At 67.5% G+C, this 20459-nt stretch carries 14 protein-coding genes; 5 read left to right on the forward strand and 9 right to left on the reverse strand.

Annotated elements, in window-relative coordinates:
* Nucleotides 1-18: 18 nt before the first annotated feature.
* From ACFPO9_RS20510 to aptA, 9 genes are all read right to left on the reverse strand, one after another.
* Entirely contained in the window at nucleotides 19-2097 is a 2079-nt protein-coding gene (locus ACFPO9_RS20510) for a hybrid sensor histidine kinase/response regulator (RefSeq protein WP_379774207.1), read from the reverse strand.
* Between the two features lie 86 nt (nucleotides 2098-2183).
* Nucleotides 2184-4181 (reverse strand): MHYT domain-containing protein, encoded by a 1998-nt coding sequence (locus ACFPO9_RS20515; RefSeq protein WP_379774210.1) that lies wholly within the window; start codon nucleotides 4179-4181, stop codon nucleotides 2184-2186.
* Nucleotides 4182-4342: 161 nt separating this feature from the next.
* Nucleotides 4343-5584: a Zn-dependent hydrolase gene (locus tag ACFPO9_RS20520; RefSeq protein WP_379774213.1), complete on the reverse strand. Its 1242-nt coding sequence runs from the start codon at nucleotides 5582-5584 to the stop codon at nucleotides 4343-4345.
* A 131-nt stretch (nucleotides 5585-5715) separates the two neighbouring features.
* Nucleotides 5716-7110 carry a dihydropyrimidinase gene (gene hydA, locus ACFPO9_RS20525; RefSeq protein WP_379774215.1) on the reverse strand — a complete coding sequence of 465 codons (1395 nt, stop codon included), beginning with the start codon at nucleotides 7108-7110 and terminating at the stop codon, nucleotides 5716-5718.
* Nucleotides 7111-7153: 43 nt separating this feature from the next.
* A complete protein-coding gene (locus ACFPO9_RS20530; protein WP_379774218.1) occupies nucleotides 7154-8623 on the reverse strand; it encodes an NCS1 family nucleobase:cation symporter-1 in 1470 nt (489 codons plus the stop codon).
* Nucleotides 8624-8715: 92 nt separating this feature from the next.
* A complete protein-coding gene (preA, locus tag ACFPO9_RS20535; protein ID WP_379774220.1) occupies nucleotides 8716-9987 on the reverse strand; it encodes an NAD-dependent dihydropyrimidine dehydrogenase subunit PreA in 1272 nt (423 codons plus the stop codon).
* Entirely contained in the window at nucleotides 9975-11348 is a 1374-nt protein-coding gene (locus ACFPO9_RS20540; RefSeq protein WP_379774223.1) for an NAD(P)-dependent oxidoreductase, read from the reverse strand. Before ACFPO9_RS20540 ends, preA begins: the two co-directional genes overlap by 13 nt.
* Before the next feature lie 131 nt (nucleotides 11349-11479).
* Nucleotides 11480-12976: a CoA-acylating methylmalonate-semialdehyde dehydrogenase gene (locus tag ACFPO9_RS20545; RefSeq protein WP_379774226.1), complete on the reverse strand. Its 1497-nt coding sequence runs from the start codon at nucleotides 12974-12976 to the stop codon at nucleotides 11480-11482.
* Nucleotides 12977-12987: 11 nt separating this feature from the next.
* Nucleotides 12988-14304, reverse strand: a complete 1317-nt coding sequence (gene aptA, locus ACFPO9_RS20550; RefSeq protein WP_379774228.1) for an omega-aminotransferase AptA — start codon at nucleotides 14302-14304, stop codon at nucleotides 12988-12990.
* 169 nt (nucleotides 14305-14473) lie between these two features.
* Between aptA and ACFPO9_RS20555 the strand changes: the two genes are divergently transcribed.
* From ACFPO9_RS20555 to ACFPO9_RS20575, 5 genes are all read left to right on the forward strand, one after another.
* Nucleotides 14474-15958 (forward strand): aminotransferase-like domain-containing protein, encoded by a 1485-nt coding sequence (locus ACFPO9_RS20555; RefSeq protein ID WP_379774231.1) that lies wholly within the window; start codon nucleotides 14474-14476, stop codon nucleotides 15956-15958.
* A gap of 10 nt (nucleotides 15959-15968) precedes the next feature.
* Nucleotides 15969-16649, forward strand: coding sequence for a TetR/AcrR family transcriptional regulator (locus tag ACFPO9_RS20560; protein ID WP_379774233.1), 681 nt, complete (start codon nucleotides 15969-15971; stop codon nucleotides 16647-16649).
* Complete coding sequence (locus ACFPO9_RS20565; protein ID WP_379774236.1) at nucleotides 16642-17190, forward strand: GNAT family N-acetyltransferase; 549 nt, start codon at nucleotides 16642-16644, stop codon at nucleotides 17188-17190. The genes ACFPO9_RS20560 and ACFPO9_RS20565 overlap by 8 nt, the downstream gene beginning before the upstream one ends.
* A gap of 122 nt (nucleotides 17191-17312) precedes the next feature.
* Nucleotides 17313-18050: an ABC transporter ATP-binding protein gene (locus ACFPO9_RS20570; RefSeq protein ID WP_379774238.1), complete on the forward strand. Its 738-nt coding sequence runs from the start codon at nucleotides 17313-17315 to the stop codon at nucleotides 18048-18050.
* Nucleotides 18047-20419 (forward strand): type II CAAX endopeptidase family protein, encoded by a 2373-nt coding sequence (locus tag ACFPO9_RS20575; RefSeq protein WP_379774241.1) that lies wholly within the window; start codon nucleotides 18047-18049, stop codon nucleotides 20417-20419. Before ACFPO9_RS20570 ends, ACFPO9_RS20575 begins: the two co-directional genes overlap by 4 nt.
* Nucleotides 20420-20459 lie beyond the last annotated feature (40 nt).

Genomic DNA, 20459 nt, shown 5'->3' on the forward strand with positions numbered 1-20459 from the left:
GGCAATGAGGACCGGTCATCAGGCCGGTTCGGCAACGCGCGCCAAGGGCAGGTCCGCCAGCACCTTTCTGATCGCATCGATGCCGACCGGCTTGGCCAGGTGCATGTCGAAGCCGGCGCGACGAGTGGCCTCGCGGTCGTTCAGGGCTCCCCAGCCGGTCACGGCGACCAGGACGGCGCCGCGCATGCTTTCATCCTGGCGGAATGCCTGGGCCACCTCGCAGCCGCCGATGTCGGGCAAGCCCAGGTCCAGGAACACGAGCTCGGGCCGGAACACGGCTGCGCGCTCGATCGCCGAGGCCCCCGTGTGCACGAGTTCGACCTCGTGGCCGCAGCTCGTCACCAGCATCGCGAAGGCGCTTGCAAGGTCCGGGTTGTCCTCGACCACCAGTATGCGGCGGCGGACGGCGGACGGGTCCCGGTCCTGCGCGGCCGGCCGGACCGGCGGCGGCGGCGTCCGGGCCGGCTGCGGCGCCGCACATAGCGGCAGGCGGATCGTGAAGGTGGTCCCCTGGCCCGGCCCCGCACTACTGGCCGCGAGCGAGCCGCCATGCAGGGTCACCAGCCGGCGCGCCAGGCACAGGCCGATGCCGATCCCGCCGCGCCGCATGGCGCGCCCGGATTCGGCCTGAGTGAAGACTTCGAACAGGGTCGGCAAGGTGGCCGGGTCGATGCCGATGCCATTGTCGGCGATGCGGATCACGGCCAGCCTGCCTTCTGCGCTGGCGCTCACGCGAATGCGGCCGCCGGGCGGCGTGTACTTGGCGGCATTGGTCAGCAGATTGGTCAGCACCTGCTCGATCCTGACCCGGTCGACCTTCACGCGGCATGTTTCGGGCGGCATGCTGAGCTCGAGCGTGTGGCCGGCCGCGGCGATGCAGGGACTGCTGACCTGCAGGGCGCTCTCGATCACCTGGGCGACCGTTGCGCTTTCTTTCACCAGTTCCAGCTTGCCGCAATTGATGCGGCTGACGTCGAGCAGGTCGTCGATCAGGCGCACCAGGTGATGGAGCTGGCGGTCCATGATCTCGCGCGTCTGCGCGATCGCCGGCGCCCCCGGCGGCGATATCTTCATGAGATCGAGCGCGGTGCGGATCGCGGCCAGCGGATTGCGCAGCTCGTGAGCAAGCGTGGCGATGAACTCGTCCTTGCGCAGGCTGTCTTCGCGCAGCAGGCTGGCCGCCCGCTTCTGGTCCGTGATGTCGACGAAGGAGCTGACGGCGCCGGCCAGTTCGCCGGCGGCATCGCGCAGCGGCGCGGCATTGACCAGGATGTGCACCACGTCGCCGTTCTCGAAATGCGCCTCGAGTTCGTCGCCGCGCACCGGAATGCCGGCCGCCGCCATTTGCAGGGGCAGGCTGTCGAGGGCGCAGTCCCTGCCGTGGCGGCGCAGCTTGTACGGACGTTCGCCCGGCGAGGCCAGCGAAAAACGCTCGTCCGGCCGCATGCGCAGGATGCGCGTGACTTCACGGTTGCCGGTGACGTTTTCGCATCGCGGCGAGCGGGTCATGAAAATCGCGGCCGGCACCGCGTCCATCAGCGCCTCCAGTTCGGCGGCGCGTTCGCGTTCGCGGCGTTCGCTATCGTGCAGCGCGTCGTTGAGGCGCTTCTCGCAGGTGCATTCCTCGACGGTCACGGTCACCCCGACCACCGCGCCATCCGGCCCGAGGATGGGATAAACGTTTTCGCGCCAGAAACGCTCGACGCCGGGCTGCGAGCCGGTCTTCCCGGCCAGGACCGCGCCGATCAGGGGCTTGCCGGTCCGGAGCACTTCGCCGAAGCGTTCCCGCACCTGCGGCGCCAGGTCGGGGACGATCTCCTCTACGGATTTGCCGATGTGCGCTTCGATGGCCAAGCCGTTGATGTTCGCAAGGTGGCGGTTGATGCGGAGGTAACGCAGGTCGCGGTCGAGCATGGCCAGGCCCAGCGGCGCATCCAGGTAGGCCTTTTCCATGGCGTCGAACTCGGTACGGGAGCGGGCCAGCAATTCGTGGAAGGCAGTGCGGTCCCGGCGCCGGGCCGCCAGCACCGCCGTCAGGAGAAGAATCAGGACGGCGCAGGCGGCGCACGAGACGACGAGCATGACTCCCTGTTCCACTTGGATCTCCTGGATCAGACCGGCTATGAATGTGTATGAGACACCTCAAATACTCGTCGGTACATGATATAGATCAGTACATCGCCTTATTTTTGTGGTGACAGCGTTCGGGGGCCAGCCTCGCTGACGGCGGCACCACGCGGGCCCACCGCCTGTGCAATATGCGCCACCAGCGAGCCCGGTTCGACCGGCTTGGCGAGGTAGTCGTTGAAGCCGGCCTGCATCGCCCGGTTGCGGTCGTCCTGGCGCGTGAAAGCGGTCAGCGCGATCGCCGGGATGGCGCCGCCGGCGCCGGCCGAACGGCGGCGGATACGGCGGATCAGCTCGAAGCCGTCGACGTCCGGCATGCCGATGTCGCTGACGATCACGTCGGGCCGCTCGCGCTCCAGCAGCGCCAGGGCCTTGCCGGCGCTGGACGCGGCCATGATGGTGGCGCCGCTGTGCTGGAGGATCTGCTGCAGCACGTCGAGGGTGTCGGTGGCGTCGTCCACCAGCAGCACCTTGACGCCGGCCAGTTCGCCCTGCGCCTGCGCGCGCGGCGCGGCGGCGGGCTGCGGCGCGGGCGCCGCCTCGGGTTCGGCCAGCGGCAGGCGCACGGTGAAGGTGGTGCCGGCATGCGTGCCCGGGCTGGCGACGCCTATGGTGCCGCCGTGCAGCTCGATCAGCTGGCGCGCGATCGACAGGCCCAGTCCCAGGCCGCCGTGCTTGCGGGTGATCGAGGCATCCTGCTGACGGAAGCGGTCGAACACATAGGGCCGGAAATCGGGCTCGATGCCGATGCCGGAATCGGCCACGCGGATCACCGCGTCCTGGCCGTCGCGGCCCAGCATCACCTGCACCATGCCGCCGTTGGGCGTGAACTTGACCGCGTTCGACAACAGGTTCCACATCACCTGCTGCAGCCGGTTCGGGTCGCCCAGCACGGCGCCAAGGCCACGGGCGAGGTCCACGCGCAAGTCGATGCGCTTGGCCACCGCCGCCGGGTGCACGGTGCCCAGGGCCGCCTCGACCACCTTGTCCGGCTCGATCAGCTGCACGTCCAGGCGCAGGTTGCCGGAGATGATGCGGCTCATGTCGAGCAGGTCGTCGATCAGCTGGCCCTGGGCGCGCGCATTGCGCTCGATGGTCTCGAGGCCGCGCCTGACGGTGTCCTCGTCCTTCACGCCGCGCTGGAGCATGCTGGCCCAGCCGAGGATGGCGTTGAGCGGGGTGCGCAGTTCGTGCGAGAGCGTGGCCAGGAATTCGTCCTTCAGGGCGCTCAGGCGCTCGGCCTCGTCGCGCGCGGCGCGCTCGCGCATGAGCAGGTCCTCGCGCTCGGCGGCGGTGGCCTGCGAGATCTCGAGCACGCGCGCATTGGCTTCCAGGCGCGCATCGAACAGCGATGCCAGCATGGCGAAGCCCAGCACGCCGAAAGTCGCGATCACGACCAGGGTCGCCAGGCCGTCGTGATTGACGCCGCCGCGCGCGGCCATGCAGATGCTGTCGAGCGGGAAGCTGGCGGCGGCCATGCCGGTGTAATGCATGCCGACGATGGCGGCGCCCATCACCGCCGCCGCGCCCACGCGCGGCAGCCACACGTGCGGCACGTTGTGGCGCAGGCGGAAGGCGATCCACAAGGCCAGGCCGGAGGCTGCGATCGCGATCGCCACCGACAGCGCGAACAGCCACGGGTCGTAGACGATGCCCGGCTCCATGCGCATGGCGGCCATGCCGGTGTAGTGCATGGCATTGATGCCGATGCCCATCAGGACCGCGCTGACGGCCAGGCGCGCCCGCCCCAGCTCGGCGCGGCTGACCTGCCACAGGGCCAGGCAGGAAGCGGCGACCGGCAGCAGCAGCGAGGCCAGGGTCAGCGGCAGGTCGAAGGCGATCGGGATCGGCAGGCGGAAGGCCAGCATGCCGACGAAGTGCATGGCCCAGATGCCCGAGCCCATGGCGATGGCGCCGCCGAAGACCCAGGCGACGACGGCGCGCCCGCGCGACTCGCTGACGCGGCCGGCGAGGCTGAGCGCGGCGTAGGAAGCCGCGATCGCGACCAGGATGGAAATCAGGACCAGCGGTGTTTCGTAATGTCCAGTCAGCATCGTCAAACACCCGTCGGGGACTGAGAATCGGCGTAGCAGCTTTGAACAGTATGCTACGACTTCCTCAGCTTCGGAGTGAAAGAAACATCCGAAGCGAAATTGTTACTAGTCTGCAACAATTCCGCCCGACGCGCCGCACGCTTGCGTGCGCACCGCCCGCATCAGCTTTCCACCACCCCCGCCCTTTCCAGCATCGCGTGCAGCAGCACGTTGCAGCCGGCTTCGAGGTGGTCCGGGCGGGCGTCTTCGATTTCGTTGTGGCTGATGCCGTCCTTGCAGGGCACGAAGATCATCCCGGCCGGCGCCAGGCGCGCCACATAGATCGCGTCGTGGCCGGCGCCCGAGACCACGTCCATGGTCGAATACCCCAGCGTGGCGGCGGCCTTGCGCACCGCGCCCACGCAATCCGGGTGGAAGGGGCAAGGCGGATAGTAGGAGACGCGCTCGAGCTGGATCTTCAGTCCGGTCTCGCTGGCGGTGCGCTGGATGAAGGCCGTCATCTCCTCGTGCATGGTGTTCAGGAGTTCGTCGTTCACGTTGCGCAGGTCGATGCTGAACTTGACCCGGCCCGGGATCACGTTGCGGCTGTTGGGGAAGACCTGCACCATGCCGACCGTGCCGCGGCCATAGGGCGGGTAGCGGTTCGCGATCGCCACCGTCTCCTGCATGATGGCGGTTGCCACCTGCAGCGCGTCGCGGCGCAGGTGCATCGGGGTCGGACCGGCATGGGCTTCCATGCCCTCGACCGTGCAGTCGTACCAGGACAGGCCCATCACGGCCGGCACCACGCCGATCACCTTGTCTTCGTCTTCCAGCACCGGGCCCTGCTCGATGTGGGTTTCGAAGTAGGCGCCGATCGGGTGCTCGCCCGGGGTCTGTTCTCCCTGGTAGCCGATCCTGGCGAGCTCCTCGCCGACGCTCTTGCCGTCGACGTCGCGCGCCGCATACGCCGTCTCCAGGCTGAAGGCGCCGCAGAACACGCCCGAACCCATCATCACCGGTACGAAGCGCGAACCTTCCTCGTTGGTCCAGAAGGCGACTTCGATCGGGGCTTCGGTTTTGATATGCAAGTCGTTCAGGGTGCGCACCACTTCGAGGCCGGCCAGCACGCCGTAGTTGCCGTCGAATTTGCCGCCGGTCGGCTGGGTGTCGATGTGGCTGCCGGTGACGATGGGCGGCAGCGACGGATTCGTGCCTTCGCGGCGCATGAAGACGTTGCCGATCTTGTCGACCGTGATTTTCAAGCCGGCTTCCCGCGCCCATTCGACGACCAGGTCGCGGCCCTGGCGGTCGAGGTCCGTCAGGGCGAGGCGCTTGACGCCGCCCTTGTCGGTGGCGCCGATCTGGGCGAGGTCCATCAGGGAGGTCCAGAGGCGGGAGCCGTTGATGCGGAGTTCGGTCATGGTGTGTCCTTATTGTGTTAGCACGTCGTTCCCGCGCAGGCGGGAACCCAAGTTCTGCATGCTTTACGTCGGCTCGTCCAACTTGGAGGGCTGGTGCCGGGGGCACCAGCCCGCCTTCGCGGGAATGACGATTAGGTGGCGCTAGTCGCGGTGAATGCAGGCCGCTCGACGTAACGCCCAGCCCCCTCCTCCGCCCGCAAATCCCCGTTCGCATACGCCACCCGACCGGCGGCGACGGTATGCGTCGGCACCCCACGCACGGTCCTGCCCTCGAACACATTGAACCCGCCCTTCGAATGCTGGGTCGCGCTTGAGAGGGTGCGCGTCGCCTCCGGGTCCCAGACCACGATGTCGGCATCGGCGCCCGCCTGGATGACACCTTTGCGCGGATAGATGTTGAAGATCTGCGCCGCGTTGGCCGAGGTCACCTTCACGAATTCGGAGGGGGTCAGGCGGCCGGTGTTGACGCCGGCGTCCCAGACCACGGCCATGCGCTCCTCGACGCCGCCGCAGCCGTTCGGGATGCGCGTGAAATCGTCGGCGCCTGCCGCCTTCTGCTCGGCGCAGAAGGTGCAATGGTCGGTGGCGGTGGTGTGCAGGTTCCCGCCCTGCAGGCCCTGCCACAGCGCGGTCTGGTGGTGGCTGGAGCGGAACGGGGGGCTCATCACGAACGCGCGGGCGTAGGCCGGGTCGGGGTTGTTGTAGACGCTGTCGTCGATCACCAGGTGGCCGGCCAGGGCTTCGCCGTACACGCGCTGGCCGTGCGCGCGGGCGCGGGCGATGGCTTCCAGCGACTCGGCGCAGGACACGTGCACGATGTAGACCGGGGTGCCGAGCACGCCGGCAATCGCAATGGCGCGATTCGCCGCTTCGGCCTCCACCGCGGGTGGGCGCGACAGCGGATGCGCTTCCGGTCCGCGGATGCCCTTGGCCAGCAGCTCGCGCTGCAGCTGGTAGACCAGTTCGCCGTTCTCCGCGTGCACGGTGGGAATCGCGCCCAGCTCGAGCGCGCGGCGGAAGCTCTTCACCAGGGTCTCGTCGTCGGCCATGATCGCGTTTTTATACGCCATGAAGTGCTTGAAGCTGTTCACCCCATGCTCCCTTACCAGGGTCCCCATGTCCGCGTGCACCGACTCGTCCCACCAGGTGACGGCCACGTGGAAGGTGTAGTCGGCGGCCGCCTTCTTCGCCCAGCCGCGCCAGGTGTGGAAGGCTTCCATCAGCGGCTGCTTCGGATCGGGGATCACGAAGTCCATGATGGTGGTGGTGCCGCCGGCCAGCGCGGCCGCGGTGCCGGTATAGAAATCGTCGGCGGTGACGGTGCCCATGAAGGGCAGCTGCATGTGGGTGTGGGTGTCGATCCCGCCCGGCATCACGTACTGCCCGCCGGCGTCGATCACCGTGCCGCCAGCCGGCGCCTCCAGGTTCTCGCCGACGGCGACGATCTTGTCGCCGCTGCACAGCACATCGGCACAGAACGCGCGGTCGGCGTTCACGACGGTACCACCGCGAATCAATACAGCCATCATGGTCTCCTGTAGGGTGGGCGCCACGTGCCCACGTAGGTCGTCAATCGAGCGGGCGCGCGGCCGCCATGGCCGGCACCGCCCTGCCCTTCATCATCAGGCCGTACACCACCGCGGCGATCGCGATGCCGACGAACCAAGCATAGGTATACAAGGTCTTGAATGCGGCGCCGACGTCCGGGAAGGATTCCGGGAAGGCGGCGTTCAGGAAGCCGGGAATGTTCGGCAGCACGCCGGCCACGAAGGCGACGATGGCGGCCGTGTTCCAGCCATTCCCGTATGAATAGATGCCGTCGTCGCGGTACAGCTGCTCGACCGCCAGCTCGGTCTTGCGGATGAAGTAGTAATCGATGATCAGCACCCCGGCGATGGGGCCCAGCAGCGCCGAGTAGCCGATCAGCCAGGTGAAGATATAACCCTGGGTCGATTCCAGGATCTTCCAGGGCATCATGGCCAGCGCGATCCCCGCGGTCAGGTAGCCGCCCGTGCGGTAGGAGATCTTGCGCGGCGCCAGCGCGGAAAAGTCGTAGGCCGGGCCGACCAGGTTGGCGGCCAGGTTGACGCTGACGGTATCGACCAGCAGGACGATCAGCGCGATCAGCACGGCGGCGCCGGTCATGCGGCTGGCCAGGTCGACCGGGTCCCACAGCGCCTTGCCGTACAGGACCACGGTGGCCGAGGTGACGATCACGGCCAGCGCCGCCAGCAGGCCCATGGGCACCGGCAGGCCGATGGTCTGGCCCACCACCTGGTCGCGCTGGGTGCGGGCGAAGCGGGTGAAGTCCGGGATGTTCAGCGCCAGCGTGGCCCAGAAGCCGACCATGGCCGTCAGCGAAGGCCAGAAAGTGGGCCAGAACTGGCCGGCCTTCTTGCCGCCTTCGACGAAGGCAGACGGTTGATCGAGCAGCGGTCCGAAGCCGCCGGCCTTCTGGTAGACCCAGCCGAGCAGCACGAAGCAGATCGCGATCTTCAGCGGCGCCGTATAGGTTTCGAGCTTGCGGATCGCGTTCATGCCATGGACGATGAAATAGAACTGGACCGCCCAGAACGCCAAAAAACACCCCAGCTGGGCGGCGTTGATGCCGAGGCCGGCGATCTTCGCCCCGCCGATCTCGTGCCCGGCCATCACGCCCAGCAGCGTGTAGATCATGCTGCCGCCGAACCAGGTCTGGATGCCGTACCAGCCGCAGGCGACGATGGCGCGCATCAGCGCCGGCAGCCGCGCCCCGCGCGTGCCGAAGGAAGCGCGCGCCAGCACCGCGTAAGGAATCCCGTACTTGGTGCCGGCATGCCCGATCAGCAGCATCGGCAGCAGCACGATGGCATTGGCGAGGAAGACCGTGACCACGGCCTGGTAGGCCGACATGCCGGCCTCGATCAGGCTGGCGGACAGCGTATAGGCCGGAATGCACATCACCATGCCGACCCACAGGGCGGCGAAGTGATACCAGCGCCAGGTGCGCTGGGCGGCATTGGTCGGGGCCAGGTCTTCGTTCCAGAGGTCGTTGTTCATCGACTCAATCTCCATGGTAGGGTGGGCGGCCCTCCGCCCACGCGTGACGCCAACGATACACGAACATCACGCGTGGGCACGGAGTGCCCACCCTACGCCACTTCGGCCCGCGGATTGCGGGGATCCTGCGTCCAGTTCATGTACGGCAGGCCGGTCGGCTGCGGCACCATGGTGATGCAGCTCTCGACCGGGCAGGTGATTTCGCACAGGTTGCAGCCCACGCAGTCGGCCGGCTTGACCTCGTAGCGGCGCGCATTGCCGTCCACCAGCCGCGCGATCGCCTGGTGCGACGTGTCCTCGCAGGCGACGTAGCACTTGCCGCACTGGATGCACTTGTCCTGGTCGATGCTGGCGATGACCTGGTAGTTCATGTCCAGGTATTTCCAGTCGGTGGTGTTGGGCACGGCCTTGCGCGAGAAGGCGGCGATGTTCTCGTAGCCCTTGCGGTCCATCCAGCGCGACAGCCCGTCCTTCATCTCTTCGACGATGCGGAAGCCGTGCAGCATGGCGGCGGTGCAGACCTGCACCGAGCCGGCGCCCAGGGCGATGAACTCGGCCGCGTCGCTCCAGCTGCCGATGCCGCCGATGCCGGAGATCGGCAGGTTCTTCGTCATCGGATCGCGCGCGATCTCGGCCACCATGTTCAGCGCGATCGGCTTCACGGCCGAGCCGCAGTAGCCGCCATGGGTGCTGCGTCCGCCCACCGCCGGATAAGCCACCATATTGTCCAGGTCGAGGTGGGTGATCGAGTTGACCGTATTGATCAGCGAGACCGCATCGGCCCCGCCGGCCAGCGCCGCCCGCGCCGGCGCGCGCACGTCGGTGATGTTGGGCGTCAGCTTCACGATCACCGGCAGCCTGGTATAAGTCTTGCACCAGCGCGTGACCAGCTCGATCAGGTCGGGCTGCTGGCCCACGGCCGCGCCCATGCCGCGCTCCGGCATGCCGTGCGGGCAGCCGAAATTCAGCTCGATGCCGTCGGCGCCGGTGGCCTCGACCAGCGGCAGGATTTCCTTCCACGGCGCTTCCTCGCAGGGCAGCATCAGCGACACGATCATGGCGCGGTCAGGCCAGGCCTTCTTGACCGCGGTGATCTCTTCCAGGTTCAGCGCCAGGCTGCGGTCCGTGATCAGCTCGATGTTGTTGAAGCCGATGACTTCGCGATTCTTGCCGTGCAGGGCCGAGTAGCGCGACGAGACGTTGACCGCCGGCGGATCCTCGCCCAGGGTCTTCCACACCACGCCGCCCCAGCCGGCTTCGAAGGCCCGCACCACGTTGTAGGCTTTATCGGTCGGCGGCGCCGAGGCCAGCCAGAACGGGTTCGGCGACTTGATGCCGCAAAAATCGATGCTCAGGTCGGCCATGCTGCCTCCGCTTTGGATTGGATGTCGTGATGGATGGCCAGCGCGGCCAGCTTGCCGTGCTGGACCGCCTGCACCGTCAGGTCCTGCCCCGGCGCGACGCAGTCGCCGCCCGCATAGACGCCCGGCAGCGCGGTGCGCAGGCAGGCGTCGACGACGATCTTGTCGGTACGTTCGATTTCCCGGGCCAGCGGGTCGACCAGCGCCGCCAGTCCCATGCCCTGGCCGATCGCCTTGAACACGGCGTCGGCGGCGATCTCGATGATGCCGCCGGTGGCCACCAGGCGGCCGTCCTGCATGCGGGTCTCCTCGAAGCGCATGCCGCGCACCCGGCCGGCATCGTCGAGCAGCACTTCGAGCGGCGCGGCCCAGGTGCGCATGCGCACGAAGTGGGCTTTCGCGATGTCGATCTCGTGGCCGGTCGCGCTCATGGCCTCGAAGCCGCGGCGGTAGACCAGCGTGACTTCCTCGGCCCCCAGGCGTTTCAATTGCACCGCCATGTCGATCGCGGTATTGCCGGCGCCGATGACGATGGCGCGGCGCGGCACCGGCAGCGCGGACAGGTCGTCCGACTGGCGCAGCGTGGCGATGTAGTCGACCGCCGCCACCAGGCCGGGGGCGTTTTCGCCGGTCAGGCCCAGTTCGCGGCTGGCGGCCAGGCCGAGGCCGAGGAACACCGCGTCGTAGCGCGCGTGCAGGTCGGCCAGCTGCAGATTGTGGCCGAGGGCGTAGCCGTGCTGGATCTCGATCCCGCCGATGGACAGCAGGAATTCGACTTCCCGCTGGGCGAAGTCGCCGGGCAGCTTGTACTTGGCGATGCCGTATTCATTCAGGCCGCCGGATTTTTCGCGCGCCTCGAACACGACCACGTCATGGCCCAGCATGGCCAGCCGGTGCGCGCAGGACAGCCCGGCCGGGCCGGCGCCGACCACGGCGATGGTCTTGCCCGTCGAAGGGGCGCGCTTGAACGGGTGGCCGTCGAACTGCGCGTTGTCGATGGCATGGCGCTGCAGCAGGCCGATCTTCACGGGCTGGCCTTCGGCATCGTGGTTGCGCACGCAGGCGTCTTCGCACAGGATCTCGGTCGGGCACACGCGCGCGCAGCTGCCGCCGAAGATGTTGGCCTGCAGGATGGTGGTGGCGGCGCCATCGATGTTGTGGTCGTGGATGTTGCGGATGAAGCTGGCGACGTCGATGCCGGTCGGACAGGCGCGCGTGCAGGGTGCGTCGTAGCAGTAGAGGCAGCGGGCGCTTTCGATGGCGGCCTGGCGGGCCGTGAGCGGCGGCGCCAGGTCGGTGAAGCGCTCGGACAATGCGTCGTGCGTGCCGCCTGCCCGCGGCAGGTAGTGGAGAGACTCGATCATTTGTGCATCCCTTTGCTTATGTCTTATGTGATGCCTTGTCGTCGTTCCCGCGTAGGCGGGAACCCAAGTTCGACGAGCCGTCAAAACGCATGCAAACTTGGGTCCCCGCCTTCGCGGGGACGACGGTGCGGTTATTTCATCTGCGGGAAAGCAAACTCCACCCCGCTGCTCGCCGTATTCGGCCAGCGCTGCATGACCGCCTTGTGCCGCGTATAGAACCGGATTCCCTCCGGCCCATACGCATGGTGATCCCCGAACAGGCTCTTTTTCCAGCCGCCGAAGCTGTTGAAGGCCATCGGCACCGGCAGCGGCACGTTCACGCCCACCATGCCCACCTGCACCTGGCGCACGAATTCGCGGGCCACGCCGCCGTCGCGGGTGAACACCGCGACGCCGTTGCCGTATTCGTTCTTGTTGATCAGCTCCAGCGCGCTGCCGACGTCCGGCATGCGCACCACGCACAGCACCGGGCCGAAGATCTCTTCCTTATAAATGCTCATCTCGGGCTGCACGTGGTCGAACAGGGTGCCGCCGACGAAGAAGCCTTCCTCGAAGCCGGCCACGCGGTGGCCGCGCCCGTCCACCACCAGGGTCGCGCCCTGCTCCACGCCTTCGCCGATCAGCTTTTCGATGCGCTGCTTGGCTGCCTGCGTGACCACCGGGCCCATCTCCGCGCCCTGGCTCATGCCCTCGCCGATCTTCAGCGCCTTGGTGCGTTCGGCCAGGCGCTCGACCAGCCTGTCGCCGGCGTCGCCGATCGCCACGGCGACGGAGATCGCCATGCAGCGCTCGCCCGCCGAGCCGTAGGCCGCGCCAATCAATGCGTCGACGGCCATGTCCATGTCGGCGTCCGGCATCACCACCATGTGGTTCTTGGCGCCGCCCAGCGCCTGCACCCGCTTGCCGGCGGCGCTGCCGCGGGCGTAGATGTATTCCGCGATCGGGGTCGAGCCGACGAAACTCAGCGCCTGCACGTCCGGATGGTCGAGCAGCGCATCGACCGCGGCCTTATCGCCCTGGACCACGTTGAACACGCCGTCCGGCAGCCCCGCTTCCTTCAGCAATCTTGCATGTAACAGCGACGCCGACGGATCGCGCTCGGACGGCTTCAGCACGAAGGTATTGCCACAGGCGATGGCGACCGGGAACATCCACATCGGCACCATCACCGGGAAGTTGAAAGGCGTGATGCCGGCGACCACGCCGAGCGGCTGGCGCATCGACCAGGCGTCGATGCCGCGTGCGATCTGGTCGGTGAATTCGCCCTTCAGCAACTGCGGGATGCCGACCGCGAACTCGACCACCTCGATGCCGCGCGCCACCTCGCCCTGCGCATCGGCGAAGGTCTTGCCGTGCTCGCGCGTGACCATGGCCGCGAATTCGTCCACGTGCTGCTGGCACAGCTGCAGGTATTTGAACAGGACGCGGGCGCGCGCCAGCGGCGGGGTCGCGGCCCAGGCCGGGAAGGCCTCGTGCGCGGCGGCGACCGCCGCGTCCACGTCTTCCGGCGACGCCAGCGCCACGCGGGCGCAAGGCTGGCCCAGCGCCGGGTTGTAGACGTCGGCATGGCGTCCGGATGCGCCCTCGACCTCGCGGCCGCCGATGAAATGTTGGATCGTCTCGTTCATGATGTTCTTTATTAGTCCAGGTTGCGGAGTACGTCGGCCAGCTTGCCGAACAGCTCGTCGATGTGTTTTTTCTCGAGGATCAGCGGCGGCGACAGCGCGATGATGTCGCCCGTGGTGCGGATCAGGATACCGTCCGCGAAGGCCTTCTTGAATGCCGAGTAGGCCCGCGCGCCCGGCTTGCCGGCGATCGGTTCCAGCTCGATGCCGGCCACCATGCCGATGGTGCGGATGTCGATCACGTGCGGCAGGCCGCGCAGCGCATGCACCGCGTCTTCCCAGTAGGGCTGGATCGCTTTCGCGTTCTCCAGCACGCCCTGCTCCTTGAAGACTTCCAGCGTGGCGATCGAGGCCGCGCAGGCCAGCGGGTGGCCGGAATAGGTGTAGCCGTGGAACAGCTCGATGCCCGGCGGCGCTTCCATGAAGGCGTCGTGGATGAATTTTTTCGAGAACACCGCGCCCATCGGCACCACGCCGTTGGTCAGGCCCTTCGCGGTGGTCATCATGTCCGGCTCGACGTCGAAATAGTCGACCGCGAACGGCGTGGTGAGCCTGCCGAAGCCGGTGATGACTTCATCAAAAATCAGCAGGATCCCGTGCCTGGTGCAGATCTCGCGCAGGCGCTTCAGGTAGCCCTTGGGCGGCACCAGCACGCCGGTGGAGCCCGACACCGGCTCGATGATCACCGCGGCAATCGTCGACGGGTCGTGCAGGGCGACGATGCGCTCCAGCTCATCGGCCAGCTCGACGCCGAAGTCCGGTTCGCCGCGCGAGAACGCATTTTTCAGCAGGTTGTGCGTGTGCGGCAGGTGGTCGACACCGGGCAGCAGCGGACCGAAGCTCTTGCGGTTGGGGCCGATGCCGCCCACCGACAGGCCGCCGAAGCCGACCCCGTGGTAGCCGCGCTCGCGGCCGATCAGGCGGGTGCGGCCGCCCTCGCCGCGCGCCTTGTGGTAGGCCAGCGCCATCTTCAGGGCGGTGTCGACCGCCTCGGAACCGGAGTTGGTGTAGAACACGTGGCCGAACTTGTGGCCGGTGTATTCCATCAATTGTTCTGCTAGGTCGAAGGCCGCCGGGTGGCCCATCTGGAAGGTCGGCGCAAAGTCGAGCTGGCCGACCATTTCGCTGACGGCGGCGACGATCCTCGGCTGCGCATGCCCGCAGGGCACGCACCACAGGCCGGCGGTACCGTCGAGGATGGCGTTGCCGTCGACATCCTTGTAATACATGCCTTCCGCCGATACCAAGAGGCGCGGATTGGCCTTGAAGTCGCGGTTGTTCGTGAAGGGCATCCAGAACGACGACATCGATTGCGGCTTGGACTCATTCATAGTGTCTCTCTCCCTGGGGTCGGCCAAAAGATTTACCAATTGGCAAAATCATCGTGCAATAATAGTCAGCAAGACAAGGGCGGCACATATACACAACCGGCGAAGTCGGCCAACCGTACTGGCAGCATAACCTGTACAGTTTCCGGCGTCGCACCGGAAGGAGTCGGCAATGGCTGTATCTGGGGAACACCAGCGCGAAGTCCTGAATGAGCAAGATCCTGCCGCCAAGGACGGGACGGCGGGCTCTGCCTGGCCGGTGCTGCCGATCGACCGCCAGCGCCGCGGCAGCCTGGTCGACCAGATCGTTGCGGCGATCATCGGGATGGTAAATCGGCGCGAACTACGCGTCGGAACCAAAATGCCCTCGGTTCGACAATTCGCAAAGGTCAATGCCGTCAGCACCTTCACGGTGGTCGAATCCTACGACCGCCTGCTGCACCTGGGCGTGCTGTCCTCGCGCCGCGGTGCCGGATTCTTCGTCGCGCGCTGCGGTCCCGATGCGCCGCAGCAGGCCTGCGCGCCTTCCGCCGCCGCGGCCGTCGATGCCCTGACTCCCGACCTGTATTCCGGCCAGTCCGATGCGTTGCCGGTCGGCGCCGGCTGGCTGCCGCCCGAGTGGTACGGCGAATCGACGATCCTGGACGCGGTGCGCCACGCGATGAAGATCCCGGCCGGCCGCCTGCGCGGTTACGGCCATCCGCTCGGCTTTCCGTCGCTGCGCCAGCACCTGTCCGCGAGCCTGTCCGCGGAGTTGTGCGCGGTCGAGCCGGAACAGATCCTGCTGACCCACGGCGCCACCCACGCCTTCGACCTGGTCCTGCGCACCCTCACCCGCCCCGGCGACGTCGTGTTCGTCGAAGATCCCGGCTACAGCAACCTGCTGGCCCTGGTGCGCCACCACGGCTGCGTCCCGGTCGGCATTCCGCGCGGCGCGGCCGGCCTGGACATGGAGGCGCTGGCGCGTGAAGCCGCCGCGCATCACCCGAAGCTCATGTTCGTCAACACCGTGCTGCAGAATCCCCTCGGCACCTCACTGTCGCAGGCCCAGGCGCACCGCCTGCTGGCGCTGGCCGAACAGTTCGATTTCTGGCTGGTCGAGGACGACATCTACCGCGAACTCGCAAGCGCCGGCGAAGCCTCGCTGGCGGCGATGGACGGCCTGCGCCGCGTAATCCTTGTCAAGAGCTTTTCGAAGACCCTGTCGCCGGTGCTGCGGGTCGGCGCGATCTGCGCATCCGGCTCGCTGATCCCGGAACTGGTGCGCGTCAAGATGCTGACCGGGCTGACGACCTCGGAGGTCAACGAGCGCGCCGTGTTCGACGCCGTCAGCAGCCGTGTCTACCGGCGCCAGGTCGAGCGCCTGGCGCAACAGCTGATCGACGCCGGCGCGCGCGCCCAGGAGCGCCTGCTTGATGCCGGCCTGCAGCCGCTGGCGCGCCCGCGCGGCGGCATGTTCGTCAGCGCCGGCTGGACGGCGCCCGCCACGCCCGAACTGAACGCGCGCACGATCGCCGAACGGGCCCTGCGCGCCGGTATCCTGCTCGCGCCCGGCGACTTCTTCTGCCTGCACGCGCCGGCCACGCCCTGGTTCCGCTTCAACGTGGCCTACGCGGCCGAACCGCAACTCCTCGACTTCCTTCGCACCATCCGCTGAAAGAATCGCCATGACCATCATCATCAACGAGACCAGCCTCGACCCCGCCAGCGCCGCGCTCCCCGGCAAGCGCGTGCAGCACCGCGAGGAAGTCGAGAGCACGATCCTGCGCGAGGCCGTGCGCCTGTTCGCCGAGCGCGGCTTCGAAGGCACGCCGATCCAGGAAGTCGCCGAGCGCGCCGGCCTGTCGAAGCAGAACCTGATGTACTACTTCCCGACCAAGCAGGCGCTGTACAAGCGGGTGCTGGACGACGTGCTGGACGACTGGCTGGCGCGCATGGCCAGCCTGGCCGACCCCGACCGGGACCCGGCCGACGTGCTGCGCGCGTATGTGGCGGCCAAGCTGCGTTTCTCGCGCGAGCAGCCGCTGGCCTCGCGCGTGTATGCGATGGAAGTGATCGGCGGCGCCACCATGTACGGCGAACAGATACGCGAGCGCGTGGTGCCGCTGCTGCGCCAGGACATCGCCGTGTTCGAACGCTGGATCGCGGACGGCCGGATCGCGCCCGTGAATGCCACGCACCTGCTGTTCGCGGTGTGGGCGATGACCCAGTCGTATGCGGATTTTTCGGCGCAGATGGCGCTGGTGCTGGGACGCGCCGAACTGACGGCGCAGGACTTCGAGGAAGCCGAACGCGTCATCACGGCGATGGTGCTGTCCCTCACCGATCAAGGAAACAAGCATGCCTGAACTGAAACCCGTCACCCTCACCACCGAACGCCTGGAACTGCGCTGGATGGACGAGCGCGACATCGAGGGCCACTACGCCGTGTTTTCCGATCCGGTGGTCGCGCGCTACTGGAGCAGCGAACCCTGGACCGACATCGAGCAGGCGCGCCAGGGGATCGCCGCGACCATGGCCGCCTACGCCGACGGCAGCGGCGTGCGCTTCGGGATCGTCTTGCGGGAGAGCGGAGAACTGATCGGCAACGTCTCCCTGCACCACTTCTTCGAACAGAACCGCCGCTGCGACATTGGTTACGCGCTCGCCAGCAAGCACTGGGGCCAGGGCTATGCCACCGAGGCCCTGCGCGTCGCCATCCGATACGGCTTCGACGCGCTGAACCTGAACCGCATCGAAGCCGACATCGACCCGCGCAACGTCGGCTCGGGCCGGGTCCTGGAAAAGGTCGGCTTCCGCAAAGAGGGCTACATGCCCGAGCGCTGGTTCGTGTTCGGCGAGTTCGCGGATACGGTCAACTACGGGCTGCTCCGGCGCTATTGGGACTAAGCGCGCCTGAGAAAATCCTGTAGCTGCCTTGGGAGCAACAGCAGCGCGACGTGACATTTGGAGAGATAATTTCTCCGAAGCATCGCTAGAATGGCTGCTCCATTCTTTTGCACCCAAGCGATATGATCGAATTCCAGCAGCTCACCAAATCCTACGGGAGCTTCGACGCGGTGAAGAACCTGAGCATGCAGGTCGGGCGTGGCGAGGTGTTCGGTTTCCTGGGTCCGAACGGCGCGGGCAAAACCACCACCATCCGCATGATGATGGGCATCCTGGTGCCGACCTTCGGACGGGTGCTGATCCACGGGCACGACTGCCACCTCGATCCCGCCGAGGTCAAGCGGCATGTCGGTTACTTGCCCGACATCCCGATCTTCTACGACTTCCTCCGCGGGCGCGAGATCCTGCAGTTCGTCGCCGAGATGCACGGTTTTCCCAAGGCCGACGCCCGAGCACGCGCCGCGCGCATGCTGGATGCCTTCGACCTGGACGATGAGGCGGAAGAGTTCGCAGTCAACTACTCCCTGGGGATGAAGAAGAAGCTGGGCCTGGCCTGTGCCCTCATCCACGAACCGTCGGTGCTGATCCTGGACGAGCCGATCAACGGCCTTGATCCACGCTCCACGCGCGACGTCAACGAACGCTTGCTGGCCGAGGCTGCGCGCGGCACCACCATTTTCGTGTCCACCCATCTGCTCGACATGGCGGAAAAGCTGTGCGACCGGGTCGGCATCATCCACCGCGGCGCGCTGGTGTCGACCGGCAGCGTCGACGAAGTGCGCGCGGCCGCCGCCAGCACCGGCTCGCTCGAAGACGTCTTCCTCAAAATGACCGACGAAGCCGCCGGGACCTTGCGATGAGCGCCGTCGTCACCTGGCGCGCGATCTGGCTGCTCTCGCGCCTGCGCCTGCAGCGACTGTCCAATCTGCTTTTCACGATCCGCTTCCGGCGCCAGCCGGCCACGCCCGTGCGCGCCGCAACGCCGGCCAAGCGCCGCGGCGGCGCCATCCTGGCAATCCTGATGCTGGTTTTGATGTCGTTCTCCTTCGTGAACATCGCGCGCCAGTCGGTGCTGACGCTGGAGTGTCAATTGGCGCCCGGCGCGGTCTGCGCGCAGGCCGCGCCAGGCCGCTCAACCGACGACGAGGCTCTCGCAGCAGGCGCGCTGGCCCGCGAAGGCTACAGCGCACCCGTGGTGAACGCGCTTGCACTGCAACTGGGGCTGCTGTTCCTGACCAGTGTCCTGGCGCCGCTCGGCAGCAAGGAACTCGCCAGTGCCGACTGGGACCTGGAATGGCTGGTCACCTTTCCGGTGCGGCGCCGCGCCCTGCTCGCCGCGCGTATCGCCGAGCGGAGCGTCGCCAACCCGACCGGCCTGATCGCCATCATGGCGCCATCCGTGGCAATCGCCTGGTACGCAGGTTTCCGCTGGAGCGCGCCGCTGGTCGCGCTGGGCGCGGCGGCGCTGCTGCTGCCGATCGCCGCGGTGCTGCGCACCATCGCAGACACCGGCCTGCGCATGTCGCTGCAGCCCTCTCAGCTGCGCAACCTGCAGGCACTTTGCGGCGTGCTGTCCCTGCCGCTGTTCTACCTTGCCATGGCCTTCGGCTTGCCTTCGGCCGGGAGCATCGCGGCGCCGCTGGCCGCAGGAGCGCCGGGCTGGCTGGCCTGGACCCCGCCCGGCCTGGCCATCGGGGCAATCACCGCCGCCGGCCCGGTCCAGGGCGCGCAGTCGCTCGGCCTGCTCCTGGCCGAGCTGGCGGCCTGCATCATCTTCGGACTGGCTATTCTTGACCGCCAGTTGCGCCACGGCGTGGTTGGCGCCGGTGTGCGCGAAAGCGTTCGCAAGAGCGGGCATCGCGGACCTTCCGCAGCACCCGCCTCGGACCCTGCGCGCACCTGGATCGCCTTGCTGCCGCGCTCTCCGGTCCAACGGCGCGAATTGCGCCTGCTCAGCCGCGACCGCAACTTCCTCGTGCAGAGTCTCTTGATGCCGGTCGTGATCGTCGGCAGCCAGATGCTGATGAACGGCAGCCTGCGCTCGATGTCCACGACGGGCATCAGTGCCGTCGCGCTGGGCTTGATCGCCTTCGGCGTCAGCGCGTACATGCTGATGCTGTCGGCCTTCCAGACCATCAACAACGAAGGCCAGGTGCTGTGGTTGCTGTACACCTTTCCGACCACCCTCGAACAGGTCCTGAAGGACAAGGCGAAGCTCTGGGCGGTGCTGGCCCTCGCCTACCCGCTGATCCTGTTCGGCGTCGGCCTGGGCATGGCCAGCCACCTGAACTGGCAGATGGCCGGTGTCGCCGTGCTGGTCCTGGCCGGCATCCCGCTGTACTCGGTGATCGCGGTGGCGCTCGGCGTGTTCGCCAGCGATCCGCTGTCGCAGGACGTGCGGACCCGCCTGAGTCCCAGCTACGTCTACCTGTACATGCTGCTCGCCAGCCTGTACGCCTACGGCATCTATGCCCGCGCATGGTGGCAGTCGCTCGTCGTCCTGGTCCTGACCGCCGGCCTTGCCCAGGCCTTCTGGCAAAAGGCGCGCGACGCCCTGCCCTACCTGCTCGATCCCGCCGCCGCGCCGCCGGCGCGCGTCTCCACCGCGGACGGCATGATCGCCGTGATGCTGTTCTTCGTGCTGCAGGCGGTCGGCGCCCTCTTCATGGTTCACGTGCTGCACATGGATACAGGCGCGACCCTGCTGGTCGCGTTCGCGCTGGCCGGCGCCGTCGTGTACCTGCTGGCGCGCCTGATCTACTGGCGCGCCGGCACCGCCGGCGTTCCGGCGCTGCATGGCGGCGGGGCCGTGGCCACGCTCGGCCTTGGCGTCGGCACCGGCATGCTTGCTGCATTGTTCGGCGTGGGCTACGTGGCGATACTCCGGCTCACGCACAGTCTGCCCGCGGAATTGGCCGCGTCCGCCGGCCCGCACCTGAGTGCGGCCTGGCTCTTGCCGCTCGCCGTGATCGCGGCGCCGCTGTGCGAAGAATTCATCTTCCGCGGCCTTCTGTTCGGCGGCCTGCGCCGCTCGATGAACTTCCTGCCGGCGGCTGCGCTGTCCGCCGGACTGTTCGCCATCGTCCACCCGCCTGTCTCGATCGTGCCCGTGTTCGTGCTGGGCCTGTGCACGGCCTTCGCCTACGAGCGCGGCAAGGGCCTGCTGGCGCCGATGCTGGTGCATGCGGTCTACAATGCCGCCGTCGTGGGCTGTCAGATGCTGTGGTGAGTCAGCATCCATCAAGCCTTCGTTTCACTTGCCTGCTCGC

It is taken from the genome of Massilia aerilata (assembly GCF_042656905.1).
Taxonomy (GTDB): Bacteria; Pseudomonadota; Gammaproteobacteria; order Burkholderiales; family Burkholderiaceae_D; genus Telluria; species Telluria aerilata.